Raw genomic sequence first — 19,303 nt, 5'->3', positions numbered from 1 at the left:
CCGCTCCCGCACAATCGCAGCACCTGTCTCACTCCCCCCGCGCCGATGTCCTACGCGTCACTCGTCACCGGCGTCCTGCTCGCCGGCGGTCTCGGTCAACGCTTCGATCCAAGCGGCCTGCACAGCAAGCTGCTCGCGCGGCTTCCCGACGGCACGCCGGTCGCGGTCGCGGCCGCCCACCGTCTCGCGGCGGCCACGGCCGACGTGATCGCCGTCGTGCGTCCCGGCGCCGAAAAACTCGCGATCCTGCTGAACGAAGCCGGTTGCCAGGTCGTCTATGCACCCGACGCGTCGCGCGGCATGGGCGCAAGCCTCGCAGCCGGCGTGCGCGCCACGCCCGATTCGAACGGCTGGCTCGTCGCGCTCGGCGACATGCCGTGGATCGCGGCATCGACCTATGAAGCCGTCACGCGCGCGCTCGACGCCGACGATGCGTCGATCGTCGCGCCTGCGCATCGCGGCGTGCGCGGCCATCCGGTCGGCTTCGCCGCGCACCACTTCGATGCGCTCGCCGCCCTCGACGGCGACACGGGCGCGCGCGCGCTGTTCGCCAGCGCACCGGTGAAACTGCTCGACGTCGACGATCCCGGCATCCTGCGCGATGTCGACACGCCGCAGGATCTGCGCTGACCGCGCTCGCGCGGACCACGCAATGCATTGCAGTACAAGATCCCGCCCGACGATCGACAATCGTGAATTCATGGATTTCACCGACGACCGACAAGCCGCCGCGAGAATCCCGCAGCAAACGCTCGCCCGATTGCCTATAACGGAGACGAGGCGCACCCACCGCGCCGCCGCCGTCACGCATTGCACGAGCCCTCCATGACCGACCACACGACCCCGACGCCCGAACCACCGGCCGACCCGAACCGCGATCCGGAAGACGACCCGCTGTCGTCGCCGCCGGGTCATCACCACGACAACCCGCAGCAACCGGACGGACCGCCGAGCAAAGACCCGGTCTAGCCGCGCGTCGGCCGTTCCGCACATTCGCCCCTATTTCCCGTCATGCGCGGTCGACGGCAACCGGCCGCGCGTCGCGCGTCGCCGCATGACGTGGCCTATCGCGCCGTATACCCGCCGTCGATCGGCAGCGACACGCCGCTGATCATCGACGCCGCGTCGCTCAGCAAAAACAGGATCGGCTCGACGACCTCGTCCGGCTCCGCAAATCGCCCGAGCGGAATCGCCGCCAGCATCGGCGCGCGCTTCTCCGGTTCGCTCCACGCGAACTGCGCCATCGGCGTGAGCGTGACGGTCGGGTTCACGCTGTTCACACGAATGCCGTGCGGGCCGAGCTCGATGCACAGCACGCGCGTGATCGCGTCCATCGCCGCCTTCGACGCGCAATAGCTCAGATGCGCGGGCAAGCCGACAAGCGCGGCCTGGCTCGATACGTTGACGATGCTGCCCCGCGCATGCACCGCACCGCGCCCGTCGCGCACGATCATCTTCCGTGCAACCGCCCGCGCCACGAGCGCCGCGCCGCGCGCATTGACGGCCATCACGCGGTCGAAGTGCCCGGCGCTGACGTCGAGCGCCGGTTCGAGCGACGCGATCCCCGCGCAATTGACGAGGCCGTCGAACGCATCGTGCGCGGCGAGCGCGGCATCGATCGCGTGTTCGTCGCCACCGACATCGATGCGCAACGTATCGCATGCAGTCTCGCCGGCCAGTGCATCTAGGGCGGCCATGTCGCGCGCTGCCGCGACGACCTGCGCGCCTGCCTGCGCCAGCGCAACCGCGCATGCGCGCCCGATGCCGCTCGATGCGCCCGTGACGAGCATCCGCGAACCGCTGAAATCGAATCGTGTCTTCATGATGATGTGTGCAGCTCGTGCATGATCGGCTTGAGTGCCGGATACAGCGCCGTGTAAAGCCCGAAGCGCACCGCATACGCTCGCGCACGTTCGGCATCGGGTCGCGCGCGCTCGACGAGCGTGACCCAACCGCCCTGCGCGTCGTCGTGCGACACGAGCCCCGCCCCGACACCCGCGAGCAATGCCGCCCCCATCGCGGCTTCGACGTCCTGCTCGATCGTCCACACCGGAAAGCCCGTCACGTCCGCGATGATCTGCATCCACAGCGCCGAATGCGCGGCACCGCCGACGACGATCAGCCGGTCGTCCAGCACCACCGCGCCGCGGCGGCCGGCCTCGATGTTGTGCCGCAACGCGAACGCGACGCCTTCGAGCACCGCGCGATAAAGATGCGCCCGCGTATGCGCGAGACTCAGCCCGACGAACGCGCCGCTCGCCTTCGCATCCCACACCGGGCTGCGCTCGCCCATCAGGTACGGCAGGAACAGCACGCCGTCGGCACCGGCCGGCACACTTTCGGCCGCTTCCTCGAGCAGCACGTGCGGATCGCCGTGCGGCAGCAGGCGTGCCGCATCGATTTCGGCATGACAGAACTGGTCGCGAAACCACGCGACCGATGCGCCGGCCGTGATCGCACCGCCGAACACGTACAGGTCGCGCTGCCCGTCGAACACGTGCGGCATGCTGACGAGCCCGTGCCGCGCATCGACGTGCCGGCTCACATAGCCCCAGCACATGCTGGTGCCGATCATCGCGACATGCTGCCCGGTGCGCGTCGCACCGGCCGCGAAGGTTGCAACGGCCGCATCGACGCCGCCCGCGACGACGGGCGTGCCGGCCGGCAGCCCGAGCTGTTCGGTCCATTGCGACAGCAGCCCGCCGACGATCTCCGTCGAATCGACGAGCCGCTCGGGCATCATCGTCGCCGGAATGCCGAGCATGTCGAGCGCGTCGTCGGACCACTCGCGGCGCGCGACGTCGTACACGCCGCCGATGTTGCCGGCCGAGCTGTGATCGACCGCGACTTCGCCGGTCAGCAGGTAGATCACGTACGCGTTCGGCGGCAGGAAATAGCGCACGTTCGCCCACACGTCCGGCCGCTGGTCGCGCAGCCACAGCATCTTCGTGAAGCCGTAGTAGCTGTCGACGCCGTTGCCCGTGATCACGCGCAGCCGCTCGACGTTCACGTGCTCGCCGACCCAGTCGACTTGCGCGGTCGCGCGCCGGTCCATCCAGATCAGGCACGGATGGACCGGCCGCATGTCGCTGTCGACCGGAATGCCGGAGCCGCCGTACAGGCTGCTCACGCACACCGCGCGGATCGCATCGGCCGGCACGCCCTGCGCGCGCGCGTCGCTCACGCAGCCGGCGATACATTCGAGCACGGCGTCGAACCACACCTGCGGCCACTGCTCGGCCCACAGCGGGCGCGGCGTATCGGGCTGGTAGCCGGCCGAGCGCCGCGCGACGATCGTGCCGTGCCGGTCGACGAGCAGCGCCTTGGTGCTCTGCGTGCCGATGTCGACGCCTATGACGTATTCCATGATGTCTCCGGTGAGGCGCACGCCGGCCGTCAGCGGGCCGGCTTCAGCAGCACCTTGATCGATTCGGGCGATTTCGCGACGCGGATCGCGTCGTCCCAGTCCTCGAGCGCGAAACCGTGCGTGACGATGCCTTTCGACGTGACGAGCCCGCGCGCAAGCAGGTCGATCGCGACCGGATAGCAGTATGGCCCGAGGTGCGCGCCGCGCACGTCGAGTTCCTTGCGATCGCCGATGATCGACCAGTCGACGGTCGCGTCCTCGCCGAACACGCTGAATTCGACGAAGCGGCCGAGCTTGCGGATCAGGTCGAGCCCCTGGTTCACGCCGACCGGCGCGCCGGTCGTTTCGATGTAGACGTCGCAGCCGTAGCCGTCGGTCAGCGCGCGGACGATCTCGCGCGCATCGTCGCGCTGCGGGTTGATCGTCACGTCGGCGCCGTACTCGCGCGCGAGTTCGAGCCGTTCGTCGATCAGGTCGATCACGACGAGTTTCTTCGGCGTCTTCAGGTGCGCGACCTGCGTCATCATCAGCCCGAGCGGGCCCGCGCCCGCGATCACGACGACGTCGTCGAGCTGGACGTCGCCGCGGTTCACCGTATGGATCGCGCACGACAGCGGCTCGATGATCGCGGCATCCTCGAGCGATACGCCGAGCGGAATCCTGTGGACGATCGCGGTCGGCGGAATGCGCATGTATTCGGCCATCCCGCCGTCGGCGACCTCGCGCTGGAAGCCGAAGATGTTGTGCACCTCGCACATCCAGTACTGCCCCGACTTGCAATAGCGGCACTTGCCGCACGGCACGATCTGCTCGGCGATCACGCGGTCGCCCAACGCCACGCCGAAATGCTCGGCCGCGCCGTCGCCGAGCGCCTCGACGTAGCCGAAAAATTCATGGCCGGGAATCACGGGCGCCTTCACCCACGGGTTCGGGCCGCCCCAGAACATCTTCGCGCCCGTATAGCATTTGCAGTCGCTCGCGCAAATCCCGCACGCGACGATGCGGATCACGAGTTCGTTCGCGCCGGGGCGCGGCTTCTCGACCTGTTCGACGCGATAGTCCTCGGGGCCGTGGCAGACGACCGCGGTCATCCGCGGCTGGGCTTCGGGTGTCGTCATGATTTTTCTCTTTCGTTGATGATTCGGATATCTGATCGATCGCGCATTACCGCGATCGTTCTCGGCTGATGTAGATCGCGAGCAGGATGATTCCGCCCTTGATCACGTTCTGCACATACGGGTTCACGCCGATCATGTTCAGCCCGTTGTTGAGCACGCCGAGCAGCAGCGCACCGACCAGCGTGCCGAGGATCGCGCCGCGCCCGCCTGAGATCGACGTGCCGCCCATCACGACGGCCGCGATCGCGTCGAGTTCGAAACCCACGCCCGCGTTCGGCTGCCCGCTCATCAGCCGGCCCGTCAGCACGATCGCGGCGAGCGCCGACGTGAGCCCGGCCAGCGTGTAGACGATCAGCTTCACGCGCGCGACGCGCACGCCGGTGAGCCGCGTCGCCTGCTCGTTGCCGCCGATTGCATACACGTAGCGGCCGAACGGCATGCGATCGAGCAGCAGCCACGCGATCGCGTAGACCACCAGCATGATCAGCACGGGCGCCTGGATGCCGAGCACCTTGCCGCTGCCGAAGAACGCAACCCAGTCGGGCAGCCCGTCGATCGGATAACCTCCCGTATAGATCAGCGCGAGGCCGCGCGCGATGCCCATCGTCGCGAGCGTGACGATGATCGGCGGCATCCCCGCGAACGCAACGAACACGCCGTTCAGGAAGCCGAACCCGAAGCCGACCGCAATGCCGATCGCGAGCGCGGCGACCGTATTGACGCCCGCGACCATCAGCCCGGCCGCCAGCGTGCCCGACAGCGCCATCACCGAACCGACCGACAGGTCGATCCCGCCCGTCAGGATCACGCAGGTCATGCCGACCGCGATGATCGCGTTGATCGATACCTGACGCAGCACGTTCTCGAGGTTCGCGGCGGACAGGAAGCTCGGGCTCGCGATCATCATCGCGATGCACACGACGACGAGGCCGACGAGCGGATAGAACAGCGTCGAGCGCCGCAACTGTGCCCACATCGCGCGGGGCGGCGGCGCATCGCCGTTTCCGGCGTTGGCCGCGAGCGTGGTGGAAGGCGTGGAAGAAGAATCAGGCAGGTTCATGGGTCGCTCCTCGCGTGCCGGCCGTGGCATGGGTCATGACCGTGTCGGGATCGATCTCGTCGCCTTCGAGCGTCGCCTCGATGCGGCCCTGCCGGAACACGGCGACGCGATCGCACATGCCGACGATTTCCGGCAGCTCGGACGAGATCATGATGATGGCGTAGCCGCGCGCGGTGAGTTCGCGCATCAGCCCGTAGATTTCCGCTTTCGCGCCGACGTCGATGCCGCGCGTCGGCTCGTCGAAGATCAGCACCGACGTGTGATGGTTCAGCCAGCGCGCGATCACGACCTTCTGCTGGTTGCCGCCGGACAGCGTCGCGACCTCGGTATGAATCGACGGCGCCTTCACGCCGACGCGCCGCATCACGTCGTGCGTCGCGCGCGCCTCGCTACGGCGGTCGATCAGCCAGCGCATCGACCGGTACTTGCCGAGGTTGTTCAGCGAGATGTTGTCGCGGATCGAGAACGACGTGACGAGCCCTTCCGTCTTGCGGCTTTCCGGCAGGATGCCGATGCCCGAGCGCAGCGCGTCGGCCGGATCGCCGAGCTTCGCCGCCGCGCCGCGCACGCGCACGTCCTTGCGGTACGCACGCGTCGCGCCGATCACCGCGAGCGCCGTTTCCGTGCGGCCCGAACCGACGAGCCCGGCGAAGCCGAGGATCTCGCCGGCCCGCAGCGCGAAGCGGTTCACCGGGCCGTCGCGCTCGATCTGCAGCGCATCGACTTCGAGCACGGCCGGCGCGTCGGCCGGCAGCGCGGGCTTCGGCGGAAAGTTGCTTTCGATCCGGCGGCCGACCATCATCCGCACGAGCTGTTCGACGTCCGTGCGCGCAACGTCGGTCGTCGCGACGTACTGGCCGTCGCGCAGCACCGTGATGCGGTCGCACACCGCGAAGATCTCGTCGAGGTGATGCGAGATGAAGATCATCGCGACGCCCTGCCGCTTCAGCTCGCGCATGATCGCGAACAGGTGCTCGGCCTCGGCCGGCGTGAGCGTGGCGGTCGGTTCGTCGAGGATCAGGATGCGCGCGTCGAGCGACAGCGCCTTGCCGATCTCGACGAACTGCTGCTGCGCGACCGACAGCGCACGGATCGGCGCATCGAGATCGATCGACACGCCGAGCCGCGCGAAGATCGCGGCCGCCGCGCGGCGCATCCGTGCCCGGTCGCGCGCGCCCCAGCGCGTGCGCAGCTCGCGGCCGAGGAACAGATTGTCGACGGCGTCCAGGTGCGGGATCAGGCTGAATTCCTGGAACACGATGCCGACTCCCGCCGCGACCGCCTCGTGATAGTTCGAGAAATGACGTGCGGTGCCGTCGATTTCGATCGTGCCGGCATCCGGTTGATGGATGCCGCACAGGATCTTCATCAGCGTCGACTTGCCCGCGCCGTTCTCGCCGAGCAGCGCATGGATCTCGCCGCGCGCGATGTCCAGGTGAATGTCGGACAGCGCCTTCACGCCCGGAAAGCTTTTCGTGATGTGGCTGAGCCTGAGTATCGTTTCCATCGGCTTCTCCGTGCGAAGGGCGCCGGCCATGCCGCCACCCTTCGCGTCGCATCGCACGTCGTTCACCAGCTGAAGCCCTTCGCATTGCTGCGATCGACGACCTTCACGTCGACCGGAATCGCCTTCGGCACCGTCGCGCCCCACTTGCGTGCGATCGCGATGCCGAGCGCGATGCGCACCTGGTCGGCCGGGAACTGCGCGGTCGTCTCGATGAACTTCGAGTTCGGTTTCTGGATCGCGGCGATCGCCTCGGGCGCGCCGTCGACGCTCGTCAGCTTGATGTCCTTGCCGGAACCCTCGATCGCCGCGAGCGCGCCCATCGAGCCGCCGTCGTTCACGCTGAAGATGCCTTTCAGGTTCGGACGTGCGGAGATCATGTTTTCGGTGACCGACAGCGCGGTCGCGCGCTCCTGCTTGCCGTTCTGCGTGTCGACGAGCTTCACGTTCGGGAATTTCGCGAGCCCGGCCTTGCAGCCGCGCACGCGTTCGAGAATCGGCACGACCGGAATGCCGTCGAGGATCGCGACCTCGCCGCTGCCGCCGATCGCCTTCGCGAGGTATTCGCACGACATCACGCCCGCGTCGTAGTTCTTCGAGCCGACGAACGAATCGACCGGGCCGTTCGCGTTCGCATCGACGGCCACGACCACCGCGCCGGCCTTCTTCGCCTGCGTGATCGCCGACTGGATGCCGGTCGAATCGGTCGGGTTCACGAGCAGGATGTCGATCTTCTTCTGCAGCATGTCCTCGACGTCGCTCACCTGCTTGCTGACGTCGTGATGCGCATCGGTCACGACGACCTGCGCGCCGATCGACGTGGCCGCATCGTTCAGCGCCTTCTGCATCGTCACGAAATACGGGTTGTTCAGTTCCTGGAACGTCATGCCGATCCGCAGCGGTGCGGCATGCGCGGCGGCGGCCGGCAGCAAGGCCGCGAACGCGGCGAGGGCCGCCATCCGGGCGGCGCGGCTGAATGATGAAGCGGGCGATGCGTGCGTCATGACGGTGTCTCCATTTATGTGCGGCTTTTTCGAGGTTGAACGAGCCCCTCGCGACGTGAGCGACGCGATCGGCCGGGTGAAACGGTGTGGAAAGTTCAGGCGGGCGGCGGCCCGGCGATCATCCGGGCTGCGGCGCGAGTTCGGGCGCGCCGGGCGTCAGCACGCGCGGCGGCATCGGATTGCCGGTGGGCGCCGCGTGCAGCGCAAGCTCGCGGCTGCGCGCGTTCAGGCGCTGCAGCGCACGGAATTCGGACGGCGCCATCCCCTTCACCGAGCGGAACTGGCGGTTGAAGTTCGATACGTTGTTGAAGCCGGCCTGGAAGCAGATGTCGGTGATGTTCGCGTCGTCGGCAAGCAGCATCTGGCACGCGGATTCGATCCGCAGCCGGTTCACGTACTGGACGAACGGCATGCCCGTGTGGCGGTGAAATGCGCGCGAGAATGCGCTGACGCTCTGTCCGGTCAGTTGCGCGAGTTCGGACTCGCGCAGCTCGGATGCGAGGTTCTTGCCGATATACGACAGCGCGTGGCTGAGCCGCGTCGGCGTGACGTCCGCCTGGTCGTATGCGGGGCTCGCGAGCAGCGTGCGCTCGTCGGCGCCGCAAAGCCGTTCGAGGATCGTGATGAACAGCGCGATGCGGCGCATGCCGCGCGCGGCCAGCAGTTCGTCGAACAGCGGTGCGATCGCGGCGCTGGTCGCATCGTCGAAGCCGACGCCGCGCCGCGCGTCGTCGAGCAGCGCCTGCGCATCGCGGCATTCGGGAAACGCATCCATGCAGCGGCGCACGAACGCCGGGGCGAACTGGATCACGAGGTTGCGGCGCTCGACGGTTTCGCCTTCGGCCATGTCGCTGACCCAGTTGTGCGGCAGGTTCGGGCCGAGCAGCACGAGATGGCCGGGGCCGAACGAGCCGATGTGATCGCCGACGAAATACTTGCCGCGCGTCGCGACGATCAGGTGCAGTTCGAATTCGGGATGGAAATGCCAGCGGATCGTGCGATACGGGTAACCGTGCGACCAGACCTTGAACGACTCGTCGCGTCGCACTTCGACCACTTCGAGATCGGGATGCATCATGTTGGCGTCTCCATTCCCATGTATCGCTGCCGGCCTGTTCGGCTGTTCGCTCGTGCGCCGCGTGTTTCTCGTATTTCGTGCGGCGACGCGACCGGTCGCATGGGAAGCAATGTAGGTCGATCGCGCGCGCGGCTCCACCAACTTTACGCCTGATTTCCGATACTTTTTTGCGCTTTCCGGCCGTAAACGGCGCCGGACAGCAAATTTGTGCAGCGCGCAACGGCACCGGGCGGCGACCGCCGGGTCGGTGCGATGCGCGCGCCGATGGCTTACGCGGCTGCGTGCTCGCGCGCCGTGCGCACCTCGTACGCCTTGAGGTGGTTGTATGCGATCCGCAGCAGCGACAGCGCATCGGCCGCCTGCGGGTCACGGCGCGCGAGCAGGTCGCCGATCACGTGATCGGCTTCGACGCGCGCATGGTTCTCGACGTCGCGCAGCATCGATGCGGTCAGCGGCGACGGCGTCAGCACCATCCGCTGCATCCGCTCGATCGCCGCAGGGTCGGGCCGGTGGCCATTGTGTTCGGCGATCGCGCTGCATTCGCCGAGCATCGTCTCGAGCAGGCGACGGCCGTCCGGCGCGGCGAGAATGTCGCCGACCGAGCCGCGGAACAGCGACGTGCTCGCGGCGAGCGTCGCGAGGAATACCCACTTCTCCCACATCCGCGCGGCGATGTCGTCGCTGAGCGTCGCGTCGAAGCCCGCGCCGCCGAGCACGTCGGCCACCGCGCGCACGCGCGGCGATTCGCCGCCGGCGAGTTCGCCGAACGACACGCCATGCGTGTCGTTCAGGTGCACGATGCGCTGCTCGCGATCGAGCGTGGCCGCGATCACGCACAGCCCGCCGAGCACCTGCGCGGCGCCGAACCGGTCGCGCAGCACGTCGAGGTGACGCATCCCGTTGAGCATCGGCAGGATCAGCGTTTGCGGGCCGACGAACGGCGCGAACGACGCGATCGCGTCGTCGAGGCTGTACGCCTTGCAGCTCAGCAGCACGAGGTCGAACGGTGCGACCCCGGCGCCCGCATCGCCCGCGCGCACGGTCTGCACGTTCGCGAGCGTCAGGTCGCCGCGCGGGCTGCGGATCAGCAGCCCGTCGCGCGCCAGCGCGGCCGCGCGGCCGTCGCGCACCAGAAACGTCACGTCGCGCCCCGCCGCGGCCAGCCGGCCGCCGAAGTATCCGCCGACCGCGCCGGCCCCTACCACCAGAATTCGCATCGTTGCCTCCTTTCGGTTTCATTCGGCGCCGCGCCGCCGCCCGCCCGGGCGCCCGGCGCGCGCAATCGCTCCGACAGTATAGCCATGCCCCGTTATGCATATGCATAGATACCCGTGCCCACGTCGACGGCATGAGCGACCGCACCATTTCTAAGGGATTTCCCGCCTACGGCGACGCGCGTCGCCTGCCGTCAAGACACTTACCCCGTCACGCCGTTCCGGCGAGCATCCTCGACTGACCGACCACATACCATGCGCAACCTTTCGCTGAATCAGAAACTCGCCTCGATGATCGTCATCCTGTGGCTCGGCCTGCTCGTGATCGCCGGGCTCGGCGCGTGGCAGACGCGCACATCGATGATCGCGGACCGCCGCGATCAGCTTGCCGCGCTGGTCGCGCAGGCCGCGAGCGTGACCGACCATTACTACAAGCTGTCGCAGCAAAACGCGATGCCGGAAGCGGACGCGAAGCAGAAGGCGCTCGAGGCGATCGCCGCGATGCGCTACGGCGCCGACGGCTACATCTCCGTCAACGACTCGAAGCCCGCGATCGTGATGCATCCGATCAAGGCCGAGCTCAACGGCAAGGACGTGTCGAATTTCACCGATCCGAACGGCAAGCACCTGTTCGTCGAGATCGTGAAGGCCGGCAACCTGGAAGGCGGCAAGGGCTTCGTCGAGTATCTGTGGCCGAAGCCGGGCGCCGACAAGCCGCAGGAGAAAACCAGCGCCGTGCAGCGTTTCGCGCCGTGGGACTGGTATCTGGTGACGGGCATGTACATGAACGACGTGCACTCGGCCGTGCTCGCGAGCATCGGCCGCTGGCTCGCGATGACGGCCGTGCTCGGCGCGATCGCGACCGCCGTGATGGTGCTGGTGCTGAAAAGCGTGCGCGCGAGCCTCGGCGGCGAACTCGAGGTTGCGCTCGACGCCGCGCAGCGCATCGCGCAGGGCGACCTGACCGCGCGTGTCGCCGTGAAGCAGGACGATCGCGGCAGCCTGCTGCATGCGCTGCACACGATGCAGGGCGGGCTGATCGACATGGTGTCGCGCGTGCGGATGGGCACCGAGAACATCAACGTCGGCGCGAGCGAGATCGCGTCCGGCAACACCGACCTGTCGCAGCGCACCGAGGAACAGGCGGCCGCGCTCGTGCAGACCGCGTCGAGCATGGACCAGATGACCGCGAACGTGAAGCAGAACGCGGACAGCGCCGCGCAGGCCGCATCGCTCGCCGGCCAGGCCGCACAGGTCGCGACGCGCGGCAGCGCGGTGGTCGACGACGTCGTGCGCACGATGAACGAGATCACCGGCCGCTCGCACAAGATCGGCGACATCATCGGCGTGATCGACGGGATCGCGTTCCAGACCAACATCCTCGCGCTGAACGCGGCCGTCGAAGCCGCGCGCGCGGGCGAACAGGGCCGCGGCTTCGCGGTGGTCGCGGCCGAGGTGCGCTCGCTCGCGCAACGCTCGGCGACGGCCGCCAAGGAGATCAAGTCGCTGATCGTGTCGTCGAACGAGACCGTCGAACACGGCGCGACGCTCGTCACGCACGCGGGCGAGACGATGGCCGAGCTCGTGCAGTCGGTGCGGCGCGTGAACGAGATCCTCGACGAAATCAGCCATGCGTCGCGCGAGCAAAGCGCCGGGATCGAGCAGGTCAATCGCGCGGTGGGCGAGATGGACCAGGTCACGCAGCAGAACGCGGCGCTCGTCGAACAGGCGGCGGCCGCCGCGCATTCGCTGCGCGATCAGGCCGAAGCACTGCGCGACGCCGTCACGCGGTTCGCGTTGCCGGCCTGACGGCGCCGGCACGGCACCGCACGCGCCCGCTCACGCCGCGCCGCCGGCCCGCGGCGCGGCCGCACCGATGCCCAGCCCCAGCCCGGCCGCCCGCTGGATCAGCTCGACGTCGTTGTTCGCGCCGAGTTTCTTCATCGCGCTGATCTTCTGCGCGCTGACCGTCTGCTTGCCCTTGCTCAGGCGCTGCGCGATCGTCTTGATCGACACGCCCGACAGATACAGACGAATCACCTCGATCTCGCGCGCCGACAGCTTCACTGGCGCCTCGCCGCGCTCGCCGATCGCATCGACCGCGCGCCTGACGCACGGCGACAGGTAGCGCCCGCCGCTGTAGCTCGAATGGATCGCCGTGACGATATGGCCGACTTCGTCGAACTTGCTGACGATGCTCACGCCGCCGATCGCGAGGATCGACCGGAAGATCAGCGGGTTCTCGTTGCCGACCAGCGCGACGATTCCGGCGTTCGGGCGCGTGCGCCGCAGCCAGTCGAACAGCGCGAGGCCGTCCATCTGCTCGTCGCCGCGGATCGAATAATCGACCAGCACGATGTCGCAGTCGACGCCGCCGAGCGACGCGACCAGCTCGGCCGCACTCCGGTAGACCGCGACGAGCTCGATGGCGCAGGCGCTGCCGGCGATCTGCTCGATGCCGGCCAGCGTCAACGGCCAGTCGTACGCGAAAACGATGCGAACATTGAATTTCCTCATGCGCAGTTCCAGGTGGTTCACCGGCCGCGCGGCGCGGAACGCGCGCGGCCGGTTTGGCGTTGAAAGGATGTCCGGGATATTTTTATCCCGAAGATCGATTCTATGAAGCCGCGCGCGGGCGGGATATCGGACGGCATCGGGATTGGCCGCCGGAGACGTAATACGAGTTTGATATTTGCGTCGGTTCAGATGCCTGGCATCGGCCGGACGGCCGGCATTGAGCCCTTGCGGCCGGCCAGCAGGTAAAATTGCGGCGTTTGCATGCCACTCCGGGCACCCGGCGGCGAGCGACGCGCCGACGACGGCCGCGCACCACTGCCCTTTTGCCGGCTGCCCATACTCCGGCTGCCCGTACTCCCAGCTTTCCCCATGACCGAATCCGACCTGCAATCCGACGACACCTCCATCCACGAAGACGGCCTCTGGCGCGACAACGGCTGGACCGCCCGCATCATCAAGAACGAAGACGACGACGGCTGGGCCGTCGAGATGATCAAGGACGGCGAGTCCGAACCCGCGCTCGTCGGGCCGTGGACCATGGGCCGCGACAAGAAGAACCCGAAGCCGATGGACGCGAACGCGTTCCGCACGCTCGTGAAGACCGCGACCGAGGTGCTGATGCGGCACGAGCAGCAGCGGCGCGCGATGCTGCACAAGGAAGTGACGGTTCAGGGCGAGGACGGGCAGGATGTGTCGGTGACGCTCGACATCGTGCCGGACGAGTTCGAGCCGTACGCGCAACTCAAGGCGTTCGATCCGTACGGCGAGCTGCTGGCCGACGCGAAGGTATCGGCCGGGTTCAAGCTCAGCAAGGCCAGTGCCGAGCGCTGGGTCGCATCGGGCTTCGAACGGCCGGCCTGACCGGGCGGCGGTGCGCGGTCAGGCGCCGGCGCGCTGCAGCCGGCGCTCCGCCAGCTTGCGCCGGACGAGCTGCTCGAACTGCTGCGTCGCGACCTCCGGATCGCGCGCGGCCAGCCCGAGCGCGTTGCGCGCGAGCTGGATCGGCGTCAGCACGATGCCCCAAGGCAGCCCCCACCAGCCGAGCGTGACCGATGCAAGCAGCGCGATCGCCTGCTTCTTGCGGCCGCAGCGGCGGCAGCATACGTGGCGCCGCGTCGCCCAGCGCGTGACGAACACCAGCGATACGACGCGATGCGACGCGTGGACGTCGACCGGATGCCCTTCGCGCAGGCAAATCGGGCACGGCCCATACCGCCAGTCGTCGACGTACTGCCGGACCTTCGCGTCGGGCACCCGCTCGGCCTCGACGACGATCGGATGCGCGTGCGCGCACGCCGGACTGCAATAGCGGCGGCCGTCGATCGACTGCCCGCCGACCAGGAACGTCCTGCCGCAGTGACTGCACTCTGCCACGATAACCCCGGATAAGCGTGATACGCCGCGTGCCGGCCGCGCGCATCGATGCGCCGGCGGTCCGGACGGGCCATTTCATGCTTTAACGGCCGCCGCCGCACGGTCTTGAGCGGACGCGGTCATCAGGCGGTACAGCGTCGCGCGCGAAATGCCGCCGCGACGTCCGCATGCTGGTGGTGATGGCGCAGCAGTATTTCCTCGATCGCGTGCCGCTCGGCCTGCCGGCGCACTTCGGCGAGCGTCGGCCGCCGCCGCATCAGCCCAGCAGTTCCCTCTTCCGCAGGTGCACGACGTCGCGCATCGGCGGCGCGCCGAACAGCCGGCTGTATTCACGGCTGAACTGCGACGCGCTCTCGTAGCCGACCACGGCAGCCACCGACCCGACGTCGCCGCCCTGGCGCAGCAACAGCCGCCGCGCCTCGTGCAGCCGCAGCTGCTTCTGGTACTGCAACGGGCTTAGCGTCGTCACGTGCTTGAAATGGTGGTGCAGCGACGACACGCTCATGTTGACCGCCTGCGCGAGCGTCTCGACGCGCATCGGCTCCGCGTAGTGATCGCGGATCCATTCGATCGCGCGCGCGATCCGGTGCGTCTGGCTGCCCGCGATCGCCATATGCCGCAGCCGCGTGCCCTGCCCGCTCGTCATCAACCGGTACAGCAGTTCCTTTTCGATCAGCGGCGCGACGACCGGAATGTCGGCCGGCGTATCGAGCAGCCGCAACAGCCGCAGCGCGGCGTCGAGCAGCGGCGGCGTCAGCTCGGCGAGCGCGATCCCTTCGCCTTCGGGGCCCGCGTCGGGCTCGGGCAGCCGCATCTCGGCCGAGAGCTCCACGATCCGCTGCGGATCGAGCCTCAGCGACAGGCACAGGTAGGGTTCCTCCGGCGACGCGCGCGTCACGCGCGACAGGATCGGCAAGTCGATCGACGTAATCAGGCAATTCTGCGTGTCGTATTCGTAAGCGTGGCCGGCCACGATTACGCGCTTCGCGCCCTGCCCCGCGATCACCAGCGCGGCACACGACACGGCGCAGCCGAGATCGACCGGACGCGTGTGCCGATGCAGCATCAGGCCTGGCACAGCGGTCGAATGCGAGCCATCCGCCGGTGCGAAGCGGCCGATCAGCGACGCCAGCTCGCGCCGCCCGGATTCGCGCGACGCCGCGATATCGGTCATGTCCATGACGAATCCTCGATTGATTTCCCCATGTCGCGGGAGCATAGCGAAACGGCCCACGGCGTGCCCGGGATTTGCAGGATTGTTCAATAAATTTGCAGGATTGGGTAGACGCAAAAACCGGCTGCTCGCGCACACTGCCCGCTAACCGGGCGCATGCCGGGTTTTCCCCACGGAGACAACCAAAATGCCTACCTCGTTTGTCCTCAACGGCAAGAACGTCACGCTCGACGCCGATCCGTCGATGCCCGTCCTCTGGGCGATTCGCGAACACGCGGGACTGACCGGCACGAAGTTCGGCTGCGGCATGGCGCAGTGCGGCGCGTGCACGGTGCATCTCGAAGGCCAGGCCGTCCGCTCGTGCGTGCTGCCGCTCGCCGGTATCGCCGGCAAGCACGTCACGACGATCGAGGGCCTGCAGAGCAAGCCCGCGCAGGCCGTGCAGGCCGCGTGGGTCAAGCAGCAGGTTCCGCAATGCGGCTATTGCCAGTCCGGCCAGATCATGTCGGCCACCGCACTGCTCGAACAGAACCCGAAGCCGACCGACGCGGACATCGACGCCGCGATGAACGGCAACCTGTGCCGCTGTGCGACCTACGCCCGCATCCGGGCCGCGATCCACGACGCGGCCGCGACGCTGGGAGCCTGACCATGACGATCGAACTCGACAACCGCGATTCGGTGCGTCCGTCGCGCCGAACGTTCCTGAAGGCCGCGGGCGCCGCGGCAGCCGTCAGCCTGACCATCGGCTTCGAATGGGCCGGCCTCGGCCGCCGCACGCTCGCCGCAACCGCGCCGGCCGCCGATTTCGCGCCGAACGCGTTCCTGCGTATCACGCCCGACGGCGCCGTCACGGTCATCGCGAAGCACGTCGAAATGGGCCAGGGCGCGTATACGGGCATCGCGACGATCGTCGCCGAGGAGCTCGACGCCGACTGGTCGAGCGTGCGCGTCGAAAGCGCACCGGCCGACGCGAAGCGCTATGCGAACCTCGCGTTCGGCACGATGCAGGGCACGGGCGGCAGCTCGGCGATGGCGAACTCGTGGCAGCAGCTGCGCGAAGCGGGCGGCAAGGCCCGCGCGATGCTCGTATCGGCCGCCGCGGCCCGCTGGAAGGTGCCCGCCGGCGAGCTGACGACGGCCAATGGCGTCGTCACGCATGCGAAGAGCGGCAAGACGGCCGCCTACGGCACGCTCGTCGCCGACGCATCGAAGCTGCCCGTGCCGGACAAGGTCGTGCTGAAGCAGCCGGCCGATTTCAAGCTGATCGGCCGGCGGATTCCGCGCGTCGATGCACCGGCGAAATCGAACGGCACCGCGCCTTTCACGCTCGACACGACCTTCCCCGGCATGCGCGTCGCGCTGCTGCAGCGCCCGCCGCGCTTCGGCGCGACGGTCAAGTCGTTCGACGCGACGGCCGCGAAGGCTGTGCCGGGCGTCGTGTCGGTCGTGCAGGTGCCGCGCGGCGTCGCGGTCGTCGCGACGGGCTTCTGGGCCGCGAAGCAGGGCCGCGACGCGCTGAAGGTCGAATGGGACGAAAGCAACGCCGAAAAGCGCGGCTCGGCCGAGATCATGCGCGAATACCGACAGCTCGCGGAGAAACCGGGAACGTCGGCGCGCAAGGACGGCGACGCCGACGCGGCGATCGCCGGCGCCGCGCGCAAGCTCAGCGCGACATACGAATTCCCGTATCTCGCGCACGCACCGATGGAGCCGCTCGACGCGGTCGTCAAGCTGACGCGCGACGGCTGCGAGATCTGGGCCGGCGACCAGTTCCAGACGATCGACCAGGCGAACGCCGCCAAGGTCGCGGGCCTGAAGCCCGAGCAGGTGAAGATCCATACGCTGTACGCGGGCGGCAGCTTCGGCCGGCGCGCGAACGCGTGGTCGGACTATGTGGTCGAGGCCGTGTCGATCGCGAAGGCGCTCGGCGCGGACGGCAAGCCCGTCAAGCTGCAGTGGACGCGCGAGGACGACATCCAGGGCGGCCTCTATCGGCCGATGTACTTCCACAAGCTCGACGCGGGCCTGACCGCGGACGGCAAGCTGGTCGGCTGGCGCCACCGGATCGTCGGCCAGTCGATCCTCGCCGGCACGCCGTTCGAGGCGTTCATGGTCAAGAACGGCATCGACGCGACGTCGGTCGAGGGCGCGGCGAACCTGCCGTACGCGGTGCCGAACGTGTCGGTCGAGCTCACCACCGCGAAGACGGGCGTGCCCGTGCTGTGGTGGCGCGTGGTCGGCAGCTCGCACACGGCCTACGCGGTCGAGGCGTTCATCGACGAAGCCGCGCACACCGCCGGCAAGGATCCATACGCGTTCCGCCGCGACCTGCTCGCGAAGGAGCCGCGCATGCGCGCGGTGCTGGAACTGGCCGCGCAGAAGGCCGGCTGGGATCCGGCCAAGCCGCTGCCGAAGGGCCGCGGGCGCGGGATCGCGGTCGCCGAGGCGTTCAAGAGCTATGTCGCGCAGGTGGCCGAGGTGTCGGTCGACGCGGACGGCAAGGTGAAGGTCGAGCGCGTGGTGTGCGTGGTGGATTGCGGGATCGCGATCAATCCCGACATCGTCGCCGCGCAGATGGAAGGCGGCATCGGCTTCGGGCTCGGTGCGGCGCTGCACAGCGCGATCACGCTGAAGGACGGCCAGGTCGAACAGCGCAACTTCGACGGCTACAACGTGCTGCGGATGGCCGAGATGCCGAAGGTCGAGGTGTATATCGTGCCGTCGGCCGAAGCGCCGACCGGGGTCGGCGAGCCGGGCGTCGCGCCGATCGGGCCGGCAGTCGCGAACGCGATCTTCGCGGCGACGGGCAAGCGGCATTACGTGCTGCCGTTCGATTCGGCGGATAGCGCGAAGGCTTGATGGGCCGGAACGCCGGCTGGGGGATGGAAACGTCTCTCGGCCGGCGTCTTTTGTCGAAGCGTGGCCGATGTAGGGTTCGATGTCGGCAAAAAACACTCACAACCAATTGATTTAAATAGCCTATTCATCAAACCACGTAGGGTTCGATGTAGGGTTCGCGGTCCGGCAAAAAACCATGTGCTGCCCGCCACGAATGCCGCCTCCCCCACACGTTACGTCAGACGTAACGTCCGTAACGTCGCCCTCGATGCTACGTAACAATTCTTCAAAATTGCTCCGCCCGCTTCAGCACCCGCCCCGCTCTCCGCGTTAAAAATTCTTTTAAATTCAAGGCTCCACGCCGCCCACGCCCGGCACGCCCCCGTCGACACCTGACCTTCCCTCCCTTGGCCCGGAAGTTGCAGTACATGACCCGCAAAACACTCCTTTATGGACATGCGAGGGCCACCATGGATTGCAAATACCTGTATATCGACAACATAAAAATCAATTTCGTGCGCCGCACGATCGAAATCGACAACAAGGTCATTGACGTTACGCCGCGCGAATTCGACGTCGTCGAATTCCTGCTCGACAACATGAACAAGGTCGTGCCGCGGCAGGCAATCCAGGAAGCCGTATGGGGCCGTGAACTCGCCGTGTCGTCGCGCACGCTCGATACCCATATCTCGCGGATCCGCTCGAAATTGCAGCTCGAGCACGACAAGAACCTGCGGATCATCCCGATCTATGCGGTGGGCTATCGCCTCGTGCTGTTCGGTGCGGCAATGACGCACGTCGAGCGCCACGATGCGGCGCCGATCCTGCGTGCCGCGCCGCCGGCCATGATGGCCGCCGACTACGCCTGACGATTCACCCGCGCGCCGCCCGCTCGCGGCGCGCCAGCAACACTCCCCCCACCGCGCTGTGCAGGTTCGCAGCGCTTCGCGTCCCGCCAGCCGGATGCGGCCTGCACGCCGCCCTGCCCGCCAGCCAGTCGCGACCCGACCGCCGCCTCCGGGCGGCGGTTGCTTTTGGCCGCCCGCCGCCGC

18 protein-coding genes are annotated in these 19,303 nt (G+C 68.0%); 7 read left to right on the top strand and 11 right to left on the bottom strand.

Features of this window, described 5'->3' with window-relative positions:
• Positions 1-45 precede the first annotated feature (45 nt).
• Positions 46-630, top strand: a complete 585-nt coding sequence (locus tag BT264_RS26745) for a nucleotidyltransferase family protein (protein WP_072442360.1) — start codon at positions 46-48, stop codon at positions 628-630.
• 195 nt (positions 631-825) lie between these two features.
• On the top strand, positions 826-969 hold the full coding sequence (locus BT264_RS39355) for a hypothetical protein (protein WP_165948077.1): 144 nt from the start codon (positions 826-828) through the stop codon (positions 967-969).
• 95 nt (positions 970-1,064) lie between these two features.
• On the opposite strand, the gene BT264_RS26740 is transcribed toward BT264_RS39355, so the two are convergent.
• The 8 genes from BT264_RS26740 to panE all read right to left on the bottom strand — a co-directional run bounded on the left by BT264_RS26740 (position 1,065) and on the right by panE (position 10,348).
• The gene (locus BT264_RS26740; RefSeq protein WP_072442358.1) at positions 1,065-1,823 is read right to left on the bottom strand and encodes an SDR family oxidoreductase; all 759 of its coding nucleotides are present in this window, start codon (positions 1,821-1,823) and stop codon (positions 1,065-1,067) included.
• On the bottom strand, positions 1,820-3,367 hold the full coding sequence (locus tag BT264_RS26735; RefSeq protein WP_072442509.1) for an FGGY-family carbohydrate kinase: 1,548 nt from the start codon (positions 3,365-3,367) through the stop codon (positions 1,820-1,822). The genes BT264_RS26740 and BT264_RS26735 overlap by 4 nt, the downstream gene beginning before the upstream one ends.
• 29 nt (positions 3,368-3,396) lie before the next feature.
• The gene (locus tag BT264_RS26730; RefSeq protein WP_072442356.1) at positions 3,397-4,485 is read right to left on the bottom strand and encodes an alcohol dehydrogenase catalytic domain-containing protein; all 1,089 of its coding nucleotides are present in this window, start codon (positions 4,483-4,485) and stop codon (positions 3,397-3,399) included.
• 46 nt (positions 4,486-4,531) lie between these two features.
• On the bottom strand, positions 4,532-5,545 hold the full coding sequence (locus tag BT264_RS26725; protein WP_072442354.1) for an ABC transporter permease: 1,014 nt from the start codon (positions 5,543-5,545) through the stop codon (positions 4,532-4,534).
• On the bottom strand, positions 5,532-7,052 hold the full coding sequence (locus BT264_RS26720; RefSeq protein WP_072442507.1) for a sugar ABC transporter ATP-binding protein: 1,521 nt from the start codon (positions 7,050-7,052) through the stop codon (positions 5,532-5,534). The genes BT264_RS26725 and BT264_RS26720 overlap by 14 nt, the downstream gene beginning before the upstream one ends.
• Positions 7,053-7,114: 62 nt before the next feature.
• On the bottom strand, positions 7,115-8,053 hold the full coding sequence (locus BT264_RS26715) for a substrate-binding domain-containing protein (RefSeq protein WP_072442353.1): 939 nt from the start codon (positions 8,051-8,053) through the stop codon (positions 7,115-7,117).
• A 118-nt stretch (positions 8,054-8,171) separates the two neighbouring features.
• A complete protein-coding gene (locus tag BT264_RS26710; RefSeq protein ID WP_072442351.1) occupies positions 8,172-9,131 on the bottom strand; it encodes an AraC family transcriptional regulator in 960 nt (319 codons plus the stop codon).
• 269 nt (positions 9,132-9,400) lie between these two features.
• Positions 9,401-10,348: a 2-dehydropantoate 2-reductase gene (gene panE / locus BT264_RS26705; protein ID WP_072442349.1), complete on the bottom strand. Its 948-nt coding sequence runs from the start codon at positions 10,346-10,348 to the stop codon at positions 9,401-9,403.
• A 252-nt stretch (positions 10,349-10,600) separates the two neighbouring features.
• Here panE and BT264_RS26700 point away from each other — a divergent pair, with 252 nt between their 5' ends.
• Entirely contained in the window at positions 10,601-12,154 is a 1,554-nt protein-coding gene (locus tag BT264_RS26700) for a methyl-accepting chemotaxis protein (RefSeq protein ID WP_072442347.1), read from the top strand.
• 30 nt (positions 12,155-12,184) lie between these two features.
• Here the strand turns inward: BT264_RS26700 and BT264_RS26695 are convergent, their stop codons facing one another.
• The gene (locus tag BT264_RS26695; RefSeq protein WP_072442505.1) at positions 12,185-12,862 is read right to left on the bottom strand and encodes a LuxR C-terminal-related transcriptional regulator; all 678 of its coding nucleotides are present in this window, start codon (positions 12,860-12,862) and stop codon (positions 12,185-12,187) included.
• 369 nt (positions 12,863-13,231) lie between these two features.
• Between BT264_RS26695 and BT264_RS26690 the strand changes: the two genes are divergently transcribed.
• Entirely contained in the window at positions 13,232-13,723 is a 492-nt protein-coding gene (locus BT264_RS26690) for a hypothetical protein (RefSeq protein ID WP_072442345.1), read from the top strand.
• An 18-nt stretch (positions 13,724-13,741) separates the two neighbouring features.
• On the opposite strand, the gene BT264_RS26685 is transcribed toward BT264_RS26690, so the two are convergent.
• Together BT264_RS26685 and BT264_RS26680 are read right to left on the bottom strand one after the other, a co-directional pair.
• Positions 13,742-14,236 (bottom strand): hypothetical protein, encoded by a 495-nt coding sequence (locus BT264_RS26685; protein ID WP_072442343.1) that lies wholly within the window; start codon positions 14,234-14,236, stop codon positions 13,742-13,744.
• Between the two features lie 256 nt (positions 14,237-14,492).
• A complete protein-coding gene (locus tag BT264_RS26680; protein WP_072442342.1) occupies positions 14,493-15,416 on the bottom strand; it encodes an AraC family transcriptional regulator in 924 nt (307 codons plus the stop codon).
• Positions 15,417-15,597: 181 nt separating this feature from the next.
• Here BT264_RS26680 and BT264_RS26675 point away from each other — a divergent pair, with 181 nt between their 5' ends.
• The 3 genes from BT264_RS26675 (at position 15,598) to BT264_RS26665 (ending at position 19,120) form a co-directional block, all read left to right on the top strand.
• Positions 15,598-16,059: a (2Fe-2S)-binding protein gene (locus BT264_RS26675; protein WP_034180497.1), complete on the top strand. Its 462-nt coding sequence runs from the start codon at positions 15,598-15,600 to the stop codon at positions 16,057-16,059.
• Between the two features lie 2 nt (positions 16,060-16,061).
• Complete coding sequence (locus tag BT264_RS26670) at positions 16,062-18,272, top strand: xanthine dehydrogenase family protein molybdopterin-binding subunit (protein ID WP_072442340.1); 2,211 nt, start codon at positions 16,062-16,064, stop codon at positions 18,270-18,272.
• Between the two features lie 449 nt (positions 18,273-18,721).
• Positions 18,722-19,120, top strand: coding sequence for a winged helix-turn-helix domain-containing protein (locus tag BT264_RS26665; protein WP_072442338.1), 399 nt, complete (start codon positions 18,722-18,724; stop codon positions 19,118-19,120).
• Positions 19,121-19,303: the final 183 nt, after the last annotated feature.

Origin of the sequence: Burkholderia sp. NFPP32 (genome assembly GCF_900119325.1) — a bacterium.
Classification (GTDB): Bacteria; Pseudomonadota; Gammaproteobacteria; order Burkholderiales; family Burkholderiaceae; genus Burkholderia; species Burkholderia pyrrocinia_C.
Note: the sequence above shows the minus strand (reverse complement) of the source record. Positions and strands in the feature narration are given on the sequence as shown.

What these genes read in the sequence shown, in the direction of transcription:
- BT264_RS26745 (WP_072442360.1), top strand. Translation starts at nt 46, where the DNA reads ATGTCCTACGCGTCACTCGTCACCGGCGTCCTGCTCGCCGGCGGTCTC.
- BT264_RS39355 (WP_165948077.1), top strand. Translation starts at nt 826, where the DNA reads ATGACCGACCACACGACCCCGACGCCCGAACCACCGGCCGACCCGAAC.
- BT264_RS26740 (WP_072442358.1), bottom strand. Translation starts at nt 1,823, where the DNA reads ATGAAGACACGATTCGATTTCAGCGGTTCGCGGATGCTCGTCACGGGC.
- BT264_RS26735 (WP_072442509.1), bottom strand. Translation starts at nt 3,367, where the DNA reads ATGGAATACGTCATAGGCGTCGACATCGGCACGCAGAGCACCAAGGCG.
- BT264_RS26730 (WP_072442356.1), bottom strand. Translation starts at nt 4,485, where the DNA reads ATGACGACACCCGAAGCCCAGCCGCGGATGACCGCGGTCGTCTGCCAC.
- BT264_RS26725 (WP_072442354.1), bottom strand. Translation starts at nt 5,545, where the DNA reads ATGAACCTGCCTGATTCTTCTTCCACGCCTTCCACCACGCTCGCGGCC.
- BT264_RS26720 (WP_072442507.1), bottom strand. Translation starts at nt 7,052, where the DNA reads ATGGAAACGATACTCAGGCTCAGCCACATCACGAAAAGCTTTCCGGGC.
- BT264_RS26715 (WP_072442353.1), bottom strand. Translation starts at nt 8,053, where the DNA reads ATGACGCACGCATCGCCCGCTTCATCATTCAGCCGCGCCGCCCGGATG.
- BT264_RS26710 (WP_072442351.1), bottom strand. Translation starts at nt 9,131, where the DNA reads ATGATGCATCCCGATCTCGAAGTGGTCGAAGTGCGACGCGACGAGTCG.
- panE (WP_072442349.1), bottom strand. Translation starts at nt 10,348, where the DNA reads ATGCGAATTCTGGTGGTAGGGGCCGGCGCGGTCGGCGGATACTTCGGC.
- BT264_RS26700 (WP_072442347.1), top strand. Translation starts at nt 10,601, where the DNA reads ATGCGCAACCTTTCGCTGAATCAGAAACTCGCCTCGATGATCGTCATC.
- BT264_RS26695 (WP_072442505.1), bottom strand. Translation starts at nt 12,862, where the DNA reads ATGAGGAAATTCAATGTTCGCATCGTTTTCGCGTACGACTGGCCGTTG.
- BT264_RS26690 (WP_072442345.1), top strand. Translation starts at nt 13,232, where the DNA reads ATGACCGAATCCGACCTGCAATCCGACGACACCTCCATCCACGAAGAC.
- BT264_RS26680 (WP_072442342.1), bottom strand. Translation starts at nt 15,416, where the DNA reads ATGGACATGACCGATATCGCGGCGTCGCGCGAATCCGGGCGGCGCGAG.
- BT264_RS26675 (WP_034180497.1), top strand. Translation starts at nt 15,598, where the DNA reads ATGCCTACCTCGTTTGTCCTCAACGGCAAGAACGTCACGCTCGACGCC.
- BT264_RS26670 (WP_072442340.1), top strand. Translation starts at nt 16,062, where the DNA reads ATGACGATCGAACTCGACAACCGCGATTCGGTGCGTCCGTCGCGCCGA.
- BT264_RS26665 (WP_072442338.1), top strand. Translation starts at nt 18,722, where the DNA reads ATGGATTGCAAATACCTGTATATCGACAACATAAAAATCAATTTCGTG.